Source organism: Chitinophaga pinensis DSM 2588 (genome assembly GCF_000024005.1).
Classification (GTDB): Bacteria; Bacteroidota; Bacteroidia; order Chitinophagales; family Chitinophagaceae; genus Chitinophaga; species Chitinophaga pinensis.
On record NC_013132.1, the window covers coordinates 7,985,080 to 8,004,766 of the forward strand.

The 19,687-nt window shown below is 43.9% G+C and carries 19 protein-coding genes; 8 read left to right on the forward strand and 11 right to left on the reverse strand.

All coding sequences use genetic code 11. The features are described 5' to 3' along the window. Nucleotides 1-192: 192 nt before the first annotated feature. Nucleotides 193-732, forward strand: coding sequence for a hypothetical protein (locus CPIN_RS31400; RefSeq protein WP_012793917.1), 540 nt, complete (start codon nucleotides 193-195; stop codon nucleotides 730-732). Nucleotides 733-831: 99 nt separating this feature from the next. On the opposite strand, the gene CPIN_RS31405 is transcribed toward CPIN_RS31400, so the two are convergent. The 4 genes from CPIN_RS31405 to CPIN_RS31420 all read right to left on the reverse strand — a co-directional run bounded on the left by CPIN_RS31405 (nucleotide 832) and on the right by CPIN_RS31420 (nucleotide 3,333). Further along, the gene (locus tag CPIN_RS31405) at nucleotides 832-1,311 is read right to left on the reverse strand and encodes a hypothetical protein (RefSeq protein WP_012793918.1); all 480 of its coding nucleotides are present in this window, start codon (nucleotides 1,309-1,311) and stop codon (nucleotides 832-834) included. A gap of 15 nt (nucleotides 1,312-1,326) precedes the next feature. Beyond that, complete coding sequence (locus tag CPIN_RS31410; protein ID WP_044220155.1) at nucleotides 1,327-1,992, reverse strand: hypothetical protein; 666 nt, start codon at nucleotides 1,990-1,992, stop codon at nucleotides 1,327-1,329. 111 nt (nucleotides 1,993-2,103) lie between these two features. Further along, nucleotides 2,104-2,571, reverse strand: a complete 468-nt coding sequence (locus CPIN_RS31415) for a hypothetical protein (RefSeq protein ID WP_012793920.1) — start codon at nucleotides 2,569-2,571, stop codon at nucleotides 2,104-2,106. Nucleotides 2,572-2,601: 30 nt separating this feature from the next. Continuing rightward, nucleotides 2,602-3,333, reverse strand: coding sequence for a hypothetical protein (locus CPIN_RS31420; RefSeq protein WP_012793921.1), 732 nt, complete (start codon nucleotides 3,331-3,333; stop codon nucleotides 2,602-2,604). A gap of 180 nt (nucleotides 3,334-3,513) precedes the next feature. Here CPIN_RS31420 and CPIN_RS31425 point away from each other — a divergent pair, with 180 nt between their 5' ends. Further along, a complete protein-coding gene (locus CPIN_RS31425; protein WP_012793922.1) occupies nucleotides 3,514-5,403 on the forward strand; it encodes a hypothetical protein in 1,890 nt (629 codons plus the stop codon). 130 nt (nucleotides 5,404-5,533) lie between these two features. Here CPIN_RS31425 and CPIN_RS31430 read toward each other — a convergent pair whose 3' ends face one another. The 3 genes from CPIN_RS31430 to CPIN_RS31440 all read right to left on the reverse strand — a co-directional run bounded on the left by CPIN_RS31430 (nucleotide 5,534) and on the right by CPIN_RS31440 (nucleotide 8,223). Beyond that, on the reverse strand, nucleotides 5,534-6,586 hold the full coding sequence (locus CPIN_RS31430) for a hypothetical protein (RefSeq protein ID WP_012793923.1): 1,053 nt from the start codon (nucleotides 6,584-6,586) through the stop codon (nucleotides 5,534-5,536). Nucleotides 6,587-6,673: 87 nt separating this feature from the next. Further along, nucleotides 6,674-7,075: a DUF1398 domain-containing protein gene (locus tag CPIN_RS31435; RefSeq protein WP_012793924.1), complete on the reverse strand. Its 402-nt coding sequence runs from the start codon at nucleotides 7,073-7,075 to the stop codon at nucleotides 6,674-6,676. A 56-nt stretch (nucleotides 7,076-7,131) separates the two neighbouring features. Continuing rightward, a complete protein-coding gene (locus CPIN_RS31440; protein WP_012793925.1) occupies nucleotides 7,132-8,223 on the reverse strand; it encodes an AI-2E family transporter in 1,092 nt (363 codons plus the stop codon). A gap of 151 nt (nucleotides 8,224-8,374) precedes the next feature. Here CPIN_RS31440 and CPIN_RS31445 point away from each other — a divergent pair, with 151 nt between their 5' ends. The 6 genes from CPIN_RS31445 to CPIN_RS31470 all read left to right on the forward strand — a co-directional run bounded on the left by CPIN_RS31445 (nucleotide 8,375) and on the right by CPIN_RS31470 (nucleotide 13,970). Beyond that, complete coding sequence (locus CPIN_RS31445) at nucleotides 8,375-9,283, forward strand: DUF6929 family protein (protein ID WP_012793926.1); 909 nt, start codon at nucleotides 8,375-8,377, stop codon at nucleotides 9,281-9,283. A 366-nt stretch (nucleotides 9,284-9,649) separates the two neighbouring features. Then, entirely contained in the window at nucleotides 9,650-11,077 is a 1,428-nt protein-coding gene (locus tag CPIN_RS31450; protein WP_012793927.1) for a S41 family peptidase, read from the forward strand. Nucleotides 11,078-11,195: 118 nt separating this feature from the next. Next, on the forward strand, nucleotides 11,196-12,143 hold the full coding sequence (locus CPIN_RS31455) for an SPFH domain-containing protein (protein WP_012793928.1): 948 nt from the start codon (nucleotides 11,196-11,198) through the stop codon (nucleotides 12,141-12,143). Nucleotides 12,144-12,147: 4 nt separating this feature from the next. Then, nucleotides 12,148-12,396, forward strand: coding sequence for a hypothetical protein (locus tag CPIN_RS31460; protein ID WP_012793929.1), 249 nt, complete (start codon nucleotides 12,148-12,150; stop codon nucleotides 12,394-12,396). Between the two features lie 2 nt (nucleotides 12,397-12,398). Further along, the gene (locus CPIN_RS31465; RefSeq protein WP_012793930.1) at nucleotides 12,399-13,373 is read left to right on the forward strand and encodes a hypothetical protein; all 975 of its coding nucleotides are present in this window, start codon (nucleotides 12,399-12,401) and stop codon (nucleotides 13,371-13,373) included. A gap of 24 nt (nucleotides 13,374-13,397) precedes the next feature. Continuing rightward, nucleotides 13,398-13,970: a DUF6620 family protein gene (locus CPIN_RS31470; RefSeq protein ID WP_012793931.1), complete on the forward strand. Its 573-nt coding sequence runs from the start codon at nucleotides 13,398-13,400 to the stop codon at nucleotides 13,968-13,970. 62 nt (nucleotides 13,971-14,032) lie between these two features. Here the strand turns inward: CPIN_RS31470 and CPIN_RS31475 are convergent, their stop codons facing one another. The 4 genes from CPIN_RS31475 to CPIN_RS31490 form a co-directional block, all read right to left on the reverse strand. After that, nucleotides 14,033-14,902: a hypothetical protein gene (locus tag CPIN_RS31475; protein WP_012793932.1), complete on the reverse strand. Its 870-nt coding sequence runs from the start codon at nucleotides 14,900-14,902 to the stop codon at nucleotides 14,033-14,035. A gap of 37 nt (nucleotides 14,903-14,939) precedes the next feature. Then, nucleotides 14,940-16,679, reverse strand: a complete 1,740-nt coding sequence (locus tag CPIN_RS31480) for an alpha-L-arabinofuranosidase family protein (RefSeq protein ID WP_012793933.1) — start codon at nucleotides 16,677-16,679, stop codon at nucleotides 14,940-14,942. 75 nt (nucleotides 16,680-16,754) lie between these two features. Further along, on the reverse strand, nucleotides 16,755-18,014 hold the full coding sequence (locus tag CPIN_RS31485) for a glycan-binding surface protein (RefSeq protein WP_012793934.1): 1,260 nt from the start codon (nucleotides 18,012-18,014) through the stop codon (nucleotides 16,755-16,757). 16 nt (nucleotides 18,015-18,030) lie between these two features. Then, a complete protein-coding gene (locus tag CPIN_RS31490) occupies nucleotides 18,031-19,674 on the reverse strand; it encodes a RagB/SusD family nutrient uptake outer membrane protein (protein ID WP_012793935.1) in 1,644 nt (547 codons plus the stop codon). Nucleotides 19,675-19,687 lie beyond the last annotated feature (13 nt).

Below are 19,687 nucleotides of genomic sequence, written 5' to 3' on the forward strand. Positions count from 1 at the left end.
CCCGATTATTCCTAATTATAAAAAAATTAACATTCTCTGACATAACAACACCACACATAACCAGATAATTTATTGACAACCACAAAAACGCTTAAATTCGTACTTCCATTAACGTAGGTAGACTTCGGCTTTGCTTTTGAATTTATAAAGTCCATATTTGTATCGCCAAAACAGCCAATATTCAAAAATACAATGCGTACATTCTTAATTATCATATTGACCATCTGGACATCTGGCTGTCACGCGCAGACAAGAAAACCGCAAGCTTTTAAGAAGACAACGTATAGCTACATATACAGTGAATTATACCAGCAAACAACTGATACGATAGCAACTGAAGAAGAACCAATTGATATCTATTTCTTCTGTGACCATCTTAAATTGCCTTACCGTCTGCCCAAAAAGTTGACAGACAAACAATATGCAGGCAAGACAATTTCGGACAATAATCCCCATGCCGGAAGTAACGTTCAAAGTAATTGGTCAAATACTTATTCTTATGATAGTATCGGGCGGTTAACAAACTTTTCCTATTCCAGCTGTATTGCCTGTTCCAGCTTCCCTTTCAGTTATGCTATTACCTATAACGGCAAAGGACAGATAGCAAGCATTGTTAATAAACTCGGCTTAAAAGAAAGGTTTGAATTCCAGTATAATGTCGCGGGTGACATTATAAAATTAGCCAAATATTCCTCTGAATTGTTAGAAATAGAGATTACATCAATTCATTGATTCATTATTCAATTATCTTGCTTATTTGACTATTTGTTCCTCCTTTTTAAGGTTACAAAGCCACTTTGGCTTCCTTATTTATGATTGATAGTCTTTTTCCTAAAACCTCGCCTTCCCCCTTACCGCTTCCTTTTCCCATCTTTTCTGTATCCCGAATAATCCAATCCAATAAGGTACAAAAAGAGGAAACATGATCCCAACAAACAAACCTCTTATCCCTGCACTTAACACCATGAATATTATAAATGCCAACCACAAAAGACCAATACCCAGATTAAAACGAATGGCTCTTCTTCTTTCCAGCCACACAACGACTCCCATCAGCATACAGAGTATACCTGGTATAAATTGCCCTATATTAGTTCCTGTACGGAAAGCAGTAGCGTACCGGGGATCATAGGCCATCGTATCATTTGTATCAAATGCTGTTGCCAATGAGACCGCATAGCACAACATAATAAAACCGAAAACCATCACTGCCCACATATAGGTCGTTAACCATTTAGGCATAAGATCCCGCCGACGGGGCATAAGCTGACTTTCAAACTCTTTGTCGAAAATTGTCTCTGATTGATTCATAGTATATTTTTAATACTACCTTACTTGTCCACTCAAAGTTCCCACTTTAGGATTCAAGGCATCCTGGTATACTATTTCAAAAGTCACTTCACTGTAGACAGGCATATTACCTATTTTTGCAGGATTCCAGTCCCCGCTCGTCTTTTGGATTTGCCTGATAAACTCATTACTATGTTCTTCTGCAATCCCATTGACAATATTAATACGTTCTATTTCGCCCCGGTCTGTAACTACGAATTTGGCCAGGAATGTCGCCGCATGTTTAACCGGATAGACAGCATACAACTTACCGAATATCATGTTATAAAGCGATTGCTCTTTTTTATAACGAGGTGTAAGATACCTGTTGGCGACATAAAGCGTATGACCATTAAAACCAGCCGTTGTATCAGGTCGCTGACGTTCACTATACACCGTTTCAGATACAAAACGGTATGGGCTACGGTTCACTTCATAAAATACCAGCGAAGTATCCGTCAGCTCTTCAACAATGTAGCTGGAATTTCCGATAGTCAGAACCGGATCATTAAACGACCAATAGTAGATACTTCCATTCCAGGCAGCGCTACTACCCATAAGGAGCTTTTCTTTCGTAAAAGTATATCGGCCGTAGTAGGTATTGGGTTCCTCCTGCGGCGCAGAAAGATGTTCAATCGAAGTCCTGATCCATGTCTTTTGCAAAGCTTTGTTTCGTGATTGCGACTGAACCAACAAAGGGGATACCGATAATATCATTAAGGCAATTAATACTTTATTACGCCTTAGACATGCTAATTTCATAATGCAATTAATTTAATACACTTCCAATATCACCGTCTCCTTCTTATTAAACAAAAACTTCTCCCCCACTCCCTTATTCAACAACAACTTCGCCAACGGCGCCTGCGGAGAAAGAAAGAACACTAACTGCCCATCTACCTCCTGCTTCCCAAGTCCTGTCCCAATAAAAAACGAATGCTCCGCACATCTCACAAAAGCGCCTGCCTGGGCCTTCGTATACAGCACATTCACATGTATCTTCTGCAACTGATCCAGGTCCTTTATATTCTCCGCCTGTTGCCGGGAATACATATCCTTTTCCAGGTGCCCCATTGCTCTCCCTGTCTCATACTTATCACCTGCCGAACTTTTCTCTTCCCCATTAGCCGCTGCCTGTGCATTGTCAATCGCCGCTTTGGTCATGGCAATACGCTCCGTGATCTGCAACTCTCCTGCTTTCTTTAAACTGTTTTTAAAAGCAATCATTTCCTGGTTTGTCATAAACAGGTCTATTTCCGGACCTTCCAGATACTAACTGGTCCTTAGATAATTTTGATATTCTTTTGATAACACCGTCCCTACTTTGAAATACATATCCGGATATTCGTTTTCATATTCCTTTTCTAATACAGCTTCATTAAAATAAGCCTTCAGTTCTTCGTTTGTATGTCTACTCCAGTCTGTTTTCTTTTGCGCATGTTTACCTCTGTCTTCCGTTGCATAAATAAACGGAAACGAAAACTCTCTTTGTATTGACAGTTTACCAGCTTTTATCTCAGCTTCTGAGTCATTGATGAGGGTGTGAATTGACGCATCTCCTGATACCGACAGACAAGTACTTTTCTTCATTCCTTTCCCTTTGATAAAAAACACCTCGGCTACCTCCAAATTACCGCTGATCTGCGCCAGATTGTCTTTATGATCAGGATACCGCGTCCACATATTTTTTGTCTCCACATTTCCTGCAATCAGACCTTCACGAAAACTTAATACCTGACACCTGACATTTCCCAATACCACCGGCTGAGACAAACGCAGATCATCTCTTTCAGCAATGTATTTGTAATATACACCCCAAAAAATTTCATCGAACACATTGAGGGCCTCCGTCTCTATATCTCCATCGTAAACAGGAAAAAGACTTTCATCAAATATTCCCTTGTCTTTCGATTTTTCGTACAATACTTCCAGCTTATTACCTGCTGGCAACATCTCTTTTAAATCCTTGTAAGCTATAATCTTTAACTTATTTTCGTTGATCATTGTTGTATGTGCTTAATGAATATAGGGGTTTTATACTGGCATATTCAGAGGATGAAAATATAAGTTTTGTAGGAGAAATCATGCTTTATAGTCATCAATATTGTTAAATTTTGTCCCCTTGAGCTAAAAAATTTTCAAATAGGTATTCCATATTTATCTTCACTTACCAGATAAATACCTATGTTCAAGTTTAGCTATACCGTCAGACTATACCTTATCTCCTTATTCTTTTTCTTTGGTTTGCAAACATTTGCGCAATCTTCCTTCCAGTTGAAAGAGGGTCGCGGAACTAAAACCTGTGTCGCCTGCGAGGCTGTGCTAAAAGAAAAACCCGATGAGGTGCTTTATGGTATCCAGCTCGATGGAGATGATATCATTTTCAGCACCAATAGCATTGCCTGGTTTTACAAACTCTTCAATCAGCCAGGTATGGGTATGACAGTAGACCTCATTGCCCGCAGCCGTTACAGTTGTAATACAGCTCCACCGCAGCATGATCTTACCAATGGTTTCGTCATTAAACCCCTCTATCGCGATGAATTACTTAAAAAAGCCGACACTATAGGAGGAAACGTAGAAATTAAAATAGGCAAAGTGCCTGTTCATCTCCGGAATGAAATATTGGAAGGCAATCTTGTAATCATTAACAATGGAAACCTCTGTACCTACTGGCAATCGGTAAATATTGACCGCGGCAGCCTGGATCTGTTACCAATGGGTTTTTATACAGATACCCTGTTCCAAATGGACATGACCGACCACTCAGATACGGCTGCGCGCATCCTCTATACTGTTAAAAAGACGATTACTGTTCCTTTTAAAAAAGGGACTGCCGCGTTTCAAACAGAGGACTTACTCCTGCTACGGAAGACATTGGGTGCAGGCAATTATAGCGTACGACACCTTGAATTACGTGCCTATTCCTCGGTAGATGGTCCGGAGGAGGTCAACCGCCAGCTGATGCAAAAACGTGCTACAGCCGTACAGAATGCTATTACTGGCATTGCTCCCGGCAAATTCGCTGCTACCATCATTCCCGCGGAAAACTGGATTGAGTTTAACCGTGATGTGCTTCCAAAACTGCCACAACTCACAGGACTATCCAAGAAAGCAGTTAAACAACAACTACAGGACAAAACACTGTTAAGTCAGATAGAACCGATCCTCGCCACACACCGGAAAGCCGTCATTACCGTCTGGCTGGATAACAACACCCGTGTAGGCGATCTGACTAATGAAGCGCTTGTCCCTGCCTTTAATGCATCTGTGAAAGAAAAGAGATTAGCTGACAGCCGAAGGATAGTCAAAGAAATTGCCGTGCGTATTGCCGAAAACAGACTACCCGATTATTACATCGATATGTTGAAAGTACCCACTTCAATAGACTACGATGACCTGTTATCTGACCTGGCAGTGTACCGGTATAATCTCGGACAGATTTTTGAAACAGATGCATTAGAAACGCTCTATGACCTCAGGAAACACACACCAGCCGATCCTTATCTGAACTACAATATCTGTGTACTTGAACTGAACGCGTTGAAATACGGTAATTTTCCAGATATCAGTACGGAGAAACTGGCAATAACCATCAACTCACTGGGTAAACTGGGTATACATCCATCGCTTGTTAAACGTATGCTGCTCAATTATCAAATCGTACTGGCCGGCCAATATATGCGGCGTTCACAATATGATGAAAAAGATCAAGCGGTTGAATATATCAATGAAGCTTTTGAAACGCTGACACTCAATGACCAGGAACGCTATTCACTCGCCAAATTCTTTACCGAATACGGACGCAAAGACCTTGCTATGAGTATCATTCTTCCCCGTGTAAGTCAACTCGACACTTCCGAGGATATTATCTTTTACTTCATTAATCTCTGTTTCTTCGACAGCACTTACTATGAAAGCGCGCCTTTCTCTAATGCCGTATTAAACGCTGCAAACATTAACAGGGCCCGGTTCTGTCAGTTCTTCCAACCCGCCGAAAATGGGGGCGCCAGCATTCAGTTACTGGAAACGGAAATACTGCGGAAATATCATTGTGATAACTGTCCGCAATAATAAACAGGAGATTAGGTAATACATGTACTGTACGAGAATAGCGGACCAGTCACCAAACTCTACAAATAGTAACACAAATAAAATAGCCTGCCGGTGTTGACTACCAGCAGGCTATAATAATTATCCTACCTTATGCGTAATAATAATATTTTCTGATATCACGCTCTTCCAGTCTGCCTTCATTATCCACATAGCTGATCACAAATTCCAGTTGCGATTGTTCATTGTATTCATTACGATACACCATTTTGCTTAATACCTCATTGAACTCAACATGCCAATACGCTACTGCCATTTCTTTGTTCATATGATCATACGTCTTCACGGTCTTTGTTTGAATATCCATACCAAGCCTGTCCATGTATTGCTTATCAAAATGAGCGATCTCGTATTCCATGTGTGTTTCCCTTAACATGGCATATAATGCCTCCATATCATAATATCCGGTAATAAAATCCGCATTCGAAGTAAATGATCCGAGCTCTGTCACCACATTCCCATCCCAGATATTTTCATCCACTTTATACAGTATCATACGACCATCATATCGTCCATAATACTCGGTCTTCAGTAACTTTTTATCATCATAGTAAAAGTACTTCCGCTGCTGGGCAAGGTATTGTGCGTCCTTATACTTATGTACAATCTGCTCTTCTGTCAACAGCTTGCTTTCACCATAGAGATAGATCACCTGCTCTGCAAACTGTTCATCCCGGAATGTGGTTTTTGATTCCAATACTCCATACTGATAAGTAAACACACTTCTGAGTACTGTCCCTTCTTCAGATACGCTTTTCTCAGCTACTTTAAGTCCGTCACGATACTCGTAACTCGCACTCGTTTTGATATTATGCCGGACGCTATGTGATTGCTCATATATCAGCATCCCCTTTTCATATTTTTCTTCACGGATATGCCATGCTTCATCCAACTTATGCCAGTTGCCTGTTCCCAATAACTGCCGCCCCTTTAAAAGGAAAGCATCGTAAGTGCTGGTCCCGTGCTGGTACCTCGCGATACGGAGATGTTGTTCCGAATAATCATAAACCTGTAAAGTTCCTCCGTCATTCTCCTCACTCTTGATCTTTTCGGCTATTGCAATGATCTGCCCTTCTTCATTGTAAAATGTTTCTTTTATGGCAGTAGTATCCGCATCCCGGTAAATTTCCTTCCAAAGGCGCATCTGGTATATATTTTATTACAATATAATAAAATATACATTGCAGGAGAAAGTGAGTACAGAAATAGGGCTTGGCACCTATACCGGCCTTTAGGCGTAATCTCCCTGCGGAATGGGCTCTTCTATCAGCACAGCCCCATTTTTATCCAGATATGTACACACCATCCTTTCCGTATCGATCACCCATTTTTCCACACCTGCATTCGCTGCCTGCTGACAGAAAGTGAGAAAATCCGTCTGCCCTTGCTGATGAATGGCAATCGTATGCCGCAAAGCTGCTGCTGAAGAACTGCTGTTGATCTCTTGGGGATCATAGATCGGTATGCTCTCTACCTGGTGGTTATCATCCCCGTAGTAAACGGTAGTACCATCCTGTACCAGGTATTCATAACGCCGCAGTCCCATTCCTTTAATTTCCTGTACATAGCGGGGAAAATCTGCGCCCGTTTTAACTTTTGCGTGTGCCGCTTTTAATTGCTGTAATGTAAACATATGTGAATGATTGTGCAGCAAAATTATCCATCCCGGGCCTTTCTTACGTGAAACGTTTACGATCTTTTGAAAATCTTCCCCCATTTTTTCAAACCGCCACTCTCTTTCTTATCCTGCCCCAACAAATAAGCATACGGCTGCATCACAGGTATATGATCAAAAATCACCTTCATCATGCCCATCAATGGAATCGCCATCACCATGCCTGGAATGCCCCACAACAATTCCCCCGCTACTAATCCGACAATTGTCGCCATCGGATTGATGTCTACACCAGAACCTACTACCAGCGGCTCTAACAGGTAAGACTGAATAAACTGTACCAGTCCATAAGTGATCAGAATGCCTGTTACCAGCGTCATGTCTCCACCCTGTACCAAAGACATCAACAAGGTTAATGCTGTTCCCGTAAGATTACCTACGAATGGAATGATCTCCAGCAGGCCACAAAGAATGGCGAAAAAGAAAGCATTCTTTACACCGACAATAGTAAATCCAATGCCATACATCACCCACAGGAAGATGATCATCAACAACAAGCCCTTCAGATATTGCTGTGCTGTTTCCTGCGTCTTATGCATACAAGCCACTGCCTTTTCTTTTTCACTATGTGGCACCAAACGCACGATAAATCCCTTGATACGCCCCCTGAAAAAAGTAAATAAAAACACGTATACCAATACCAGCAAAAAATCAGTCAGAAAACCGCCAAATCCGCTGATAATACCTGTCAACACCGAACTGGCCTTACCAGCGGAAGATTCCTGCTGTTCTTTGAGCATTTGCGCCTGTTTCTCCTGACTAATCCCGTATTCAGTACTTAACCATCCCCTTAACTGCTGATACTTTTCCATCATTTGTTGCTCCAGCTGTGAGGCATTCTCTGCAATGTCTGATACCTGCCAGCTCACAAATAATACCACCAGCACCAGGAATCCAACAAAAAGTAATAAAGACAACAGGATGGCCACTGCGTTATTTATACCTTTTGTACACAACCACTTACTGACGGGCAATAACAACATAGCTAAAAGTCCGGCAAATGCGATAGGAACAAAGAAGGGTTTCCCATAAACCAGGATCAGCACAACCAGTGTTAATATCATCAGAATAGCAGCAGCATTGATAGCTTTTGTACGGTAAATCATAATGGGTAAGCATCAGTTAATACCATATCAGTCGCAACAACGATGCCATGCACTTTTACCCGTTTGTCAGTCCGGACAATATAGCCGATACGGATGAGGCAGGCTTACCATTATTCTCTGAAACATTGTAGCTTAGTTGAAAATAATCATCTTGAAAACCATTATCACCTTATTAAAATTCCTGCTGCTGAGTGAGTACCCCTCCGGCTCTGCCATCAGTTACTATAAAGACCAGCTGTATATCATCGGCGATGATGCCAGTACACTCCTGGTACTCGACAGTAATTATCACGAGGTACGTACTGTTCCCTTCTTTCATTATAATGAAAAACGGATCCCCAAAGCGCAAAAAGCAGATCTTGAAACAGCTGTCATAATCGGTAAAGACGGGCAGAAAAACCTGCTTGCGTTGGGATCTGCGGCCACCAGGGAAAGAGAACAGATCATACTATACCCTCTTGATACTACGGATAGTCAGCCAACCTATATTTCTTCCACTTCCTTTATCCAACGCCTGCAACAAATACCTGAAATTAATATTGAAGGCGCCACCCTGGCAGGCCAACACCTGATTCTGAGCAACCGTGGCAACGAAAGTAATCCCATCAATCACCTTATTATCACGACACCCGATTTCTGGCAATATCCCGAAAAGGCGCCTCTCCACATTTCAGCCATCAACATTCCTTTTGCGCTTCCAGGATTTGCCGGCATCTCGGAATTGTGTTATATAGAACAGGAAGACCTGTTATTGGTCCTGCTCTCCAGTGAAGCAACCGGAAATGCCTACGATGACGGTGCCATTGGCGATAGCTATATTGCATGGGTGACCCATTTCAATGAAAAACTAAACATCAGAGATATATGTCTTGACGGTATCACTAACCTGTCGGAAATTGATCCGGCCTTCAAAGGCGAAAAAATGGAAGGCATCTGCATCGCTGCTGTAAAAAACAATGAATGGTACCTCCACCTTGTTGCAGATAATGACAAAGGCGCAAGCAAAATATTTTATATAAAAATGGCGCCGGATCAATTGCATCCATATAAAAAAAAATGAATTGCCGAAGTACCCCGGAATCAGGCTGAGTACATATTTTCCTATTGCTGACATACTATTGCTGTTTTGTTACGATTGTAAATTACGCCCTATTCTGAGACGAATCAGAACAATGTGCACCGGACGCATTTTCGTGTACACAGGACGCAAAAGCGTGTGCATGGGAAACCTAAAAAGGACTCACTCTTCGTATTATCGGCTCATTATCCCGGAACTACGCCGTTCATGCTTCGTTGGCGAACGAAGCATGAACGGCGTAGTTCCGGGATAATGTCCTTGTAATAGGACAAACAACATTATCACAGGCTATTGATATTATTCAAACATCTCCTTATCTTACCTGCACAACCTAATCCACAACCCGTTATGAAAAAGTGTATATCTACATTCGTTGTATGTTGTTTCATTGTATTAAATATATCAGCACAAAATACCAGCTGTAACTGCCTCAGTAACCTTGATACCGTTATCAGTAATACAAGCGCCAACTATGCCGGTTTTCCTGATAAAACCAGTGGCAATAAAACTACTGCCTATCACAATATGGTCAACGCCCTGCATAAACGTGCCAATGGCATCACTGATCCTGTTACATGTTTTGCCATCATTAAAGACTACGTAGCCTGGTTTAAAGACCGGCATTTTGATTTCTCCTATGCCACCGATAGTACACAATGGCGCTTATCCACATTCAACGAAGCACAGCTCAGAAAATCATTGCTTAAAAAACGTCAACCACTGGAAGGCATCTGGACCAATCCTGATAGCACTCTGCAAATAGCCATCAGACAAACACCCAGCGGAAACTATGAAGGCATTGTCATCAAGAGTCTTGACAAAAAAATTCCCGTCGGTTTAGTCTATTGTACCATTAACAAAACTACCCGTGGCTATTCCTATGAAAAATACAACTACCTCACAATGGACTATCCTGCTCAGCTACAAGGGGGTGTATTAAGACTCTGGAATGCAGAACTCTGGGGAAAAGTATATCCCAAAGAAATGAATGCAACAGAGCAAACAGAGTTGGCCACATGGAAGAACTACAACTTCGGCTTAGATTTTAAACAACTGGATCAGCAAACCGCATATCTGAAAATACCTACCTTCAGCAGGGACAATCTTGTTCAAAAACTGATCAGCGATAATGACTCCATCATCCGTCATACAAAATATCTGATCGTTGATCTGAGAAATAACGGTGGAGGTAACACAGGATGGGCTTATCTTTTACCCTACCTGATGACACAACCGATCGGTCAGGGGAATAATTATCTTCGGCTCTCTCCCAAAAACACACAACGGGTATTGGCAGAAATAAAACCTCTGGTAGAAAATCCTATTCAGGATGAACTAAAGAAATACTATACACCTTCACTTGTACAACAGTACCAACAGATATATAAAGAAATGCCGCTTGCGAAAACAGCATTTTACACCATTCCATCCGTCACAATACCGCTTGATTCCATTACACCTCATCCAGTTCTGATAGCACTGGTTTTTGATGAACTATGTGGAAGTTCAACAGAGTACTTTTTTCAGGTGTCAAAGCAAAGCAAAAAGATAATACGCTATGGCACATCTACGCTTGGCATGATGGATTATGCAGGTATGCCTCAAAGTACACCACTTCCGTTTAAAGGCTATTACCTGGCAATACCGGATACGAAATCCAGCTGGACAGATACAGCGCCTATTGATGCCACCGGATTGCAACCAGAAAAAGATTTAAGCAAAATACCTCAGACTGAATGGGTTGATTTTATCCGGAGAGACTTAAAGCAGTATTAACATTTTTTATATAGAAAATCCCGATTTTCAGTTATATCTTTCGCCCCGTTATGTATATATCTTTGTAGCATAATTAATAAACGAATGCCCCAGCATTTATTAGTTATAACTGAAAACCATGAACTTACCATTTATTGAAATCATTGAGTGGACCGAGAAAGACCCTAATCTGCTCATGTGGAAATTTCCGCACCGGGATGCAGACATTAAAAACGGCGCAAAACTGATTGTTCGTGAATCCGAAAAAGCACTTTTGTTAAGTGAAGGTAAACTGGCCGACGTATTCGAAGCCGGTACGCATACACTGAGTACAGAAAACATTCCCCTCTTAAGCAGACTGAAAGGATGGAAATATGGCTTTCAGGCCCCGTTTAAAGTAGATGTCTATTATCTCTCTGCCAAACAATTTGTCAACCTCAAATGGGGTACCCCTGCTCCGATCATGTTGTCGGATGCACAGTTCGGCCAGGTCCGTGTAAGAGCCTTCGGTAGTTACAATGTACGCATTGCCGATACGGCGAAGTTCTTCCGGGAATATGCCGGCACCCTCCCCTGGTTGTCTGTAATGGATCTGCAAAACAAACTGAGAGATTTTATCGCGCCTAAATTCGGTGAAGCATTAGCCAACGCGCATATCCAGGTACTCGATATTGCAGGCAATCTAACTGACCTGAACAATAAGATAAAACCACTCATTCAGCCTTATTTTGAAGCCTTTGGCATCGAAGTAACAGCGTTTGTTGTCAGCAGTGTCAACCTGCCCGATGAAGTGGCCAAACATTTTGACACCATGACCAACATGAACATGGTGAAGGATATGGATACTTATCTGAAATTCAATCAGGCTAACGCTGTTGGTCAAACGGGAACAGCACTCAACGATGCCGCCCAGCAAGGCGCTGCCATGGCCTATATGATGAGTGCCATGAATGCGCAGAAAACAGACGCAAAACCCGCAGACGATCTTGAATCTAAGTTGAAACAGCTCAAAACGCTGCACGACAACGGACTGATCGATGCAGAAGAATATAAAGCAAAAAAAGCCGACATCTTATCCAAACTATAAGAGGATGGAGAATGACAATAAAAAGCCGTCGTTCATAGAACGTATGAAGCAGCGCGCCGTATCACAGGAACCTTATAGTGGAAAAGCCGAAGACTTTAACCCAGGCACCAATCAAGCCGCCTGCCCCAACTGCGGTGCAGGACGTGCCAAACAGGACGGACTGACACATTGCGCCTACTGCGGACATACTTTCATTAACACAACGCTCAGCGACGGACACTACATTAAAGGATCTGATAATTCTACAATTTAGTTATGGGTTTATTTAACCGCGGACAATCACAGGACGACAAACTCCAAACCGAAACCATTAAAAGTGAACTGGCAGCGCTTGAATCAAGACTGGACAATTTCCTTGCAAAACTGAATGACCGTATCGACCTTTTGATCGCCGGTTTCATCGCTGAAGCCCCTGCTATCATGGCGACTGACGACCGTTTCGGACAAGCCTATTACCGCTTCTCTTCCGGCATTAAAGGACAGGCCACCAATATGCGGGAGAAAGTAAGAGAAGTAATGGAAACACAGATAGAGCCTGCTTACAGCCGTTATTCGGATATACTGTCTGCCGGTTCTGATGCCTATCGTCTCGTACACGAATGGCGTCACCGTTGCGCTGAAAAAGCCAATAACTGGGAAGACGAGCTGCAACACCGGATGGACGCCGCCACCGAACAGGTAGAAAGAAAGAACTATGAGCCGATCTTCCTGGACATGGTGAATCAATACATGCAGCAATGTAAATCCGTCCTTTGTACACAATGCGGAGACAACCTGCAGATCGCACAGGTATACTATCATAGTGCTTATGTCAACTGCCCCTCCTGTAATACGCAGAACATCTTCGAACCTGGTGTGATCGCCCGCGACCTGGAACAGAACGCCCGTAAACTGGCAGAACAGCGTAGCAAACATTTCATGGATGCACACGAACAGAAAAGAGCGGAAGAAGAAGCACTCTATCAACAGATGCATAACCTGCAACTGAAAATGAGCTTCCAGGAACTGCAGGCGAAAAGTGGTCCGCTCTATGCACAACTACTTGCGCTGAACAATCAACGCGTGGCAGCAGAAGACGAAATACCCGCACAGCTGGATAAATATTACAGGAACATCTTTGATGAACTGAACGGCTTACTCCCCGACCTGAAAGAACATCACGAAAAATTCTTCATATCGCTGCAGAATAACTACAAGCAATATGATGGTAAACGTAGCATAAATCTTTAGTAAAATATAAAAAACAACAGAACCATGAGTCAGAACAACCCCCTTTTCGAACCTATTCACGGTATCAGCTTATTCGATTATTCCGCAGCCAACGCAAAACTGGCAAACGGTGTAGCTGTTGATACGATCTGTGCTGCTCTCGGAGTAGAAATTCCGGTATGGGAAGACGCAAGCCAGGGATGGACACAGCGTATGCAGGAAGATTCCGACTTCATCGTAATCACGCAGATGGGTACTTACTTTGCACAGGCTGGCGAACACCCTAAATTAGGTGGTCTGCAACCTGCTGGTGGCGCAGGTAATGCTGCTAATCTGCAAAGACTGGCGACAGACCGTTACTTCTACGAAGAACTGTGTGGCGCACGTACCGCAGCATATGAAGCAGGTCTGGACGGCGCACAATGGATACAGACGAACTACGGTATCTCGCTGGGCGACTTCCAGGAAGTAGCTATGCAGTGGATGCAGTTACAATCTTCTCTGAGCGATGAAGAAATCCTGGAGTACACCAACTATATGGACGCGAAAAGACAGGAATACGCCAGAAAATTTGCCGATGAAAATGGCGGCAATATCGCTGATGATGTTGACTTCTAATCACATTAAAAAAGCCTTTCAGCATTACACTGAAAGGCTTTTATTTTTATATACACAACCAACTAATAAACTTCATCATTCCGCTCCTGCACAAATGCAGGATGTCCATTGATCCATCCATGTACGCCGCCACACGTCACCTCATACCAGATCCATTTCTTACCATCTGTTACCACCTCCTGCATGTTCGCGCCCATAAATCCCAGCACCGCGTTTTCAGGGATCACCAGTATCGATGGTAAAGTAGAATCCGGCCATTCATACATCGGTACATCCGCTACCGCCAGTAGTTTCAGATCTCCTCTTAAAGGCACGGAAGGTACATTAAACCGGATCTTATTCCGTGGATACAATTGTAACATATCAGCCGCATCCTTGATCAGATGTGCGATCCGCAGGTCCTCCGCCCCTTCCGGCAATGTGATCAGCTTAAAATAATTACGTCCGTTTCTGCTGAAGGAAAAGAAGGTACTATCTTTTCTCAGCACATTATAGATATGCGTATCACCATATGCCAGTTCACTGACGATCGGATAATCGGCAAAGAAATACATATTACCTATCCCCGCAGCAGCCCCGCCATCTTCAAAAAGCGTATAGCTCATTTCAACCGGATGCCCGTTTTCATGATAAAGCGTTGCATTCAGCGTATCCCTGCCAGCCACCGGCGGCATACTGGCATTTGACAGCTGTAAAGACGATTCAGCAATCAACCCTATCAAACCATCAATTACATACATTTCCCCCTGCAATGAATCAGGCTCCGCTATCATATCTGCTGTGGCAGTAATACTGTCAATGGCCACCGCGGCACTGTCAGTCATGATGCTGTCAGTCGGAGAGGGACTACTTGCCTGGGTGATACAACCGGCAGCTAAAAATACACCTAAAGTACTCAGGATAAATATGTTGACATCTTTTATCCATTTCATGACATAGAGTTATATTATTTATTTCTCAAATATAACTCTATTTCTTTTCTATCACCATATTCACCACACTCATTGGTGGTAAAGATACCTTCACCCCTCCTGTCGCACTGCCTCCGTAAGGGATCAGCGCCGCATAATTATCCGGCCCTCCGGATACGCCCGTCGGTCCTGCACCATTTACAAATACCTTCCGTGAAAAACCAGTCACTCCCTCCCCTCCTGTCAACACATACCAGTAGAAACGGGCCCCGGGAAGAAAATTCTTAAAATTCACCGTCACATTACGTGTAATATTTGCCCTGTTCACCAATGTCAATCCCACCTCTCCGGAACTGAATGTTGACGCATAGGCACTGATACTCGAATTACTATCTGTTACAGTTGCATTAATTCCTCTGTCTCCCAGGAATTTCTGAAAGAAATACTGGTAATAAAAAGCGGGTCTGGGCGTCCATTTTGTCTCACCTGAAAGCGATTCTCCCTGACTGAATAATCCATGGTCATTACCGTTCTCCCATGCATTTGCCAGGTCCCAGCGACTGGACATACCAAATTTATTACGGATCAGCTCTCCCCATACCATCACCGCGTGCATACCTGCCACCTGCGATACCATCTGCTGAGAACCTACAGCAAATATGTTCCACTCCGTCAGCGCAACAGGTTTTGCCGCCACGCTATTCGCAGTAAAAGAACCATTGACATGATCATAAATAGCTTTCGTGACAGTAGCGGCAGAAGCCAGTATTTCCTGCGGATTTGAATTCGTATTATAAGGGGTGAAATAACTATGAACGATATAAAAATCAGCTGTAGCGCCTACCTGTTGTAATACGCCGGCATTCCATTTTTTATCGGTATCGGTCGCCCAGATGGCCGGCTCATGCTCCAGCAACTGAGCGCCGATGTAAATGGTCTTTCCTGTTTCTGCTGCTGCCTTACGCATAGAGTCAGCAAATACCTTGTAATGACGGCCATATAACTCTCCGCTGATCACCTGTGGCTGCCCATCCTTATTCTGCGTTACATCTATTCTGTAACCGGCCTGCCAGGTGCCATTACTTTCATTACCGATCTCCCAGTAACGGGTACGTCCGTTGTCATACCTTACCCAGTCTGCCGCCAGGTGTGCCGCAGCAGCAACCGGATTCGCAGCAGTACTATATCTGGCGTAGCCATAATTCACCGTAATCATTCCCTCATTCCCCGTTTGCTGTAACATACTGTAATAGTTGTTGACAGACAATGTCCAGTCAGCCGTATTGTTACCATACCAATACCCGGGATCTGTCTTGTTTCCATCTGCATCTGTCAGCTGTACAGGTGCATCCGCAGGCGGTATACCTACCTGTCCGTTCCAGAAATACACACTGCTGATATTCCCTCCGGGAAAGCGGATAATACCCGTACGCAGATTAGTCAGATGTCCTATCAGTTTCGGCTGATTCACCATCTGGCTCATATAGGGATTGCTGTTATTGCCAAACAGCGCAGGAGAAATCTTCGTAGTGATCGTCGATGCATCCACCGTAACGAGATACGGGGCAGATCCAGGCAATGCGGCTTCCGTGAAAGTGCCTGCCTTAAAAGTCTTTGGCGCCCATGACGACATAAAGAAGCCTATACTGGACGCCAGTGCAGGATCTTCAGGTACTATCACCGTAGTACCGGAGGTGTCCGTCTCTTCTCCCTCGTATGGTTCACCACTGTTTTTGTTGCAGGCCGTACACAACAATATTTCCGAACATAAAAAAAACAGGACCAATATGCGCTTCATTCTTAAATACGTATTAATAAGTTTGTGCTATAACAGGTCCGCAGTAAAACTACTGCAGACCTGTCATTGATATTACTATCTGATCTTCACTATCCTGAAATTGTCATATGCAGCATTGTAGACGTCTACAGGTGCATCTTCTGTAATGAAGCGATAACCAAAAGCTACCACACCACCTGCTTTCAACAGGTCGCCCATTGTCTGTGCACCCGCACCGGTACCTTCTTTACCATCTGCCACTGTTTTGAAAGCAGACAAAGGCACCGTTATCGTCTGCCACGCGCCTTTCGTTTCAAACTTTGCACCGGCAGCGCCTGACCATGGCATATAGCGATACGCATAATTATCTCCGAAACGCAACACATTTACACCAGCCGTCCAGGGCTCTTTTGTGCTGATCTCAAACTTCAATGCATAACTGGAAGCCTGCTCCGTCATGATCGCAGCCGTGAACATCGGTACATCATTGAAGTTACCCGAACGGTTACCATTCCACCATGCGCCATCATTCACACCTACGCCACCGAAAATGTTCTGTAAATAGCCTCCTCTTGTACCGGGGAACAAAGTGGCATCTGTCGTTCTGTTAGCGCCCCAGTAAGCCCAGTTAAAAACAGCCTTCTCACCTGTCTCCCCGTCAGCCGTCAGATTACTGATCACATTTCCGCTCTCATGATCATTCAGCGGACCATCCGAGACAGCCGTACCATATTTCGCCTGTATGACCAGTCTCCCGGTATCATCCCCCAGCGCCGGCATGATCATCCCTACCCTGGTTCCTGCATCGTCTGCGATAAAATCGGTTACTTCTCTACCTCCAGGAAACACGATTTTGTCGATCAGCCATAAGCTGGAACCATAAATGATAAGGGAATCTCCTGCCAGCGCATTTTCATTCGATATGGCGACAATCGATGGAGGAGGAATTTCCAGGGTGAATGAATAACTTGTTTCACCATGACTGGTGATGATATGGATGGTATTGGGTACATCCGGATCTGTAGCCTCTGTAGGCGCATTATCCGGGATCGTGACTATCAGGTGCGTACGGGTATTGTAAGTGGGATTAAAGTACGCCGCTTGCCCGTTAAAAGCTATTTTAACGATACCATCAAGGTTTTGTCCTGTGATCAGGATTAAAGTACCAGGCAGAGTCCCGGCGAAAGTACTGTCTGTCTTGCTGGCATCCAGCAGACTGACACCTGTCACGACAGGCGGCGCACCACTGCTGCCGTCGTCCTTGGAACAGGCAGCGCAAAACACAGTGAACAGGATCAATAAATACAACGGCAACCTGTTCATATAACGGATAAACGTGAATATATTACGGGTCATGATCAGTCAGTTTTAATTAGAATTGATAAGGTACCGGGGGCTTCCTTAAATTAGGTGCAGCAGTCAGTTCAGCCGCCGGCAACGGCAACAGGAAATTGCTCTGAGTCACATTGTAGAATGCCGGCACATCAGAAGTGATCGTCCAGGAAGTCGCATTCGTAGCAGCATTGGCAGCAACACGATAAGTACCCCTGTCCTGCGCATTAATCAGCGAAATCGCTTTCGCAGGATCATAGTAATACAACCTCACGAGATCATACCAGGCCTGTCCTTCCATAGCTAACTCCAGTCTTCTTTCAATATAAATATCATCCCAGGTAAGCACCGTCTTTTCAGGTACACCCGCTCTTTTTCTCACCTTATTGAAGTACAGCAATGCCTGTGCATTAGTAGTAGAAGCAGACTTCCCCAGCAATGCTTCCGCATAGATCAGGTATACATCCGCAAGTCGTAACATATAGGTATTAATCTCTGTATGCTGCTGCGTCACCTTACCATCATTATCTTCCGGACGGCCCACCACATATTTCTTCACCCATGCCCTTGCATTGTATCGCTCCGTACCCACGTAGTTCCAGGGCACCTGCAATTCCTGTATGATCTTCTTGCCGGGATTATTGGGATCATCTACCGACTGATGGATATAGGAATAATGATCACCAGGGAACATGAACGTTCCCTTACGACGCTTATCATCTATCCTGTATAATTTCAGCTGATCTAAGGATGCCCCGAGATCTCCTCCCCAACCATCACCGAATCCTGTTATTTCGGAACCATAGGCCAGGAATGCCTGCACACTGTTCTGTGTCCCCCAGTCGCCATCATACTTCCATTGTAAGGCAAACAGGCTCTCTGAATTATTGTTGTTCTTCACCAGGAAGAGGTCTTCGTAATTATCCATCAATGCCGCACCACTGTTCATAATCACATCATTGGCATACCAGGCGGCACTGTCCAGATCTGTCTGATTCTTTGAACCGGAAATACCGGCGCGTGTCAGGTACATTTTCGCCAGCATCCCTTCCGCCGCCCACTTTGTCAGACGCCCCTTCTGCATCGGTGCAGCCGGAAGATTTTCTGCGGCAAAACGGATGTCACGGATGATAAATTCCCATACAGATGCTATAGTATTACGGCTGATAGAAGTATCTGTCAGCAATACTTTATTATCTGCGATGATCGGCACTGCTCCCCAGTTCTGTACCAGGTAAGAATAAGCCACACCACGCATAAAACGGCCTTCTGCAATACCTGCCTGTTTCACATTCTCAGGTACCGTCGGCGCTGTATAAGTAACCAGGTTGCTGATAATCTGATTGGCCTGTGCCACCACATTGAAAAAAGAAGTCCAGGAACTATATACTTCCGGTGTAACATCCGTCGTCTGCATACGGATATTATCCACCTGGTAGGAACCCGACATCAATATGCCCGCTCTGCCATCTCCGATACCATGAGAAGCTTTATCGTTATAAGCAAACCATACAATGTTGTACAGCGGGGCCGTTCCGGCGAGTATCTGATCAGTCGTCTGATAGAAGTTCACATCTACGATAGCGTCTTCCGGTGGCCTGTTCAGGAAGTCTTTACTACAACCTGCGGCGAAAAGCGTACAGGCAAGGGCGATCAGATATATATGATAGTTTGTCTTTTTCATACTGTCAGTTTTA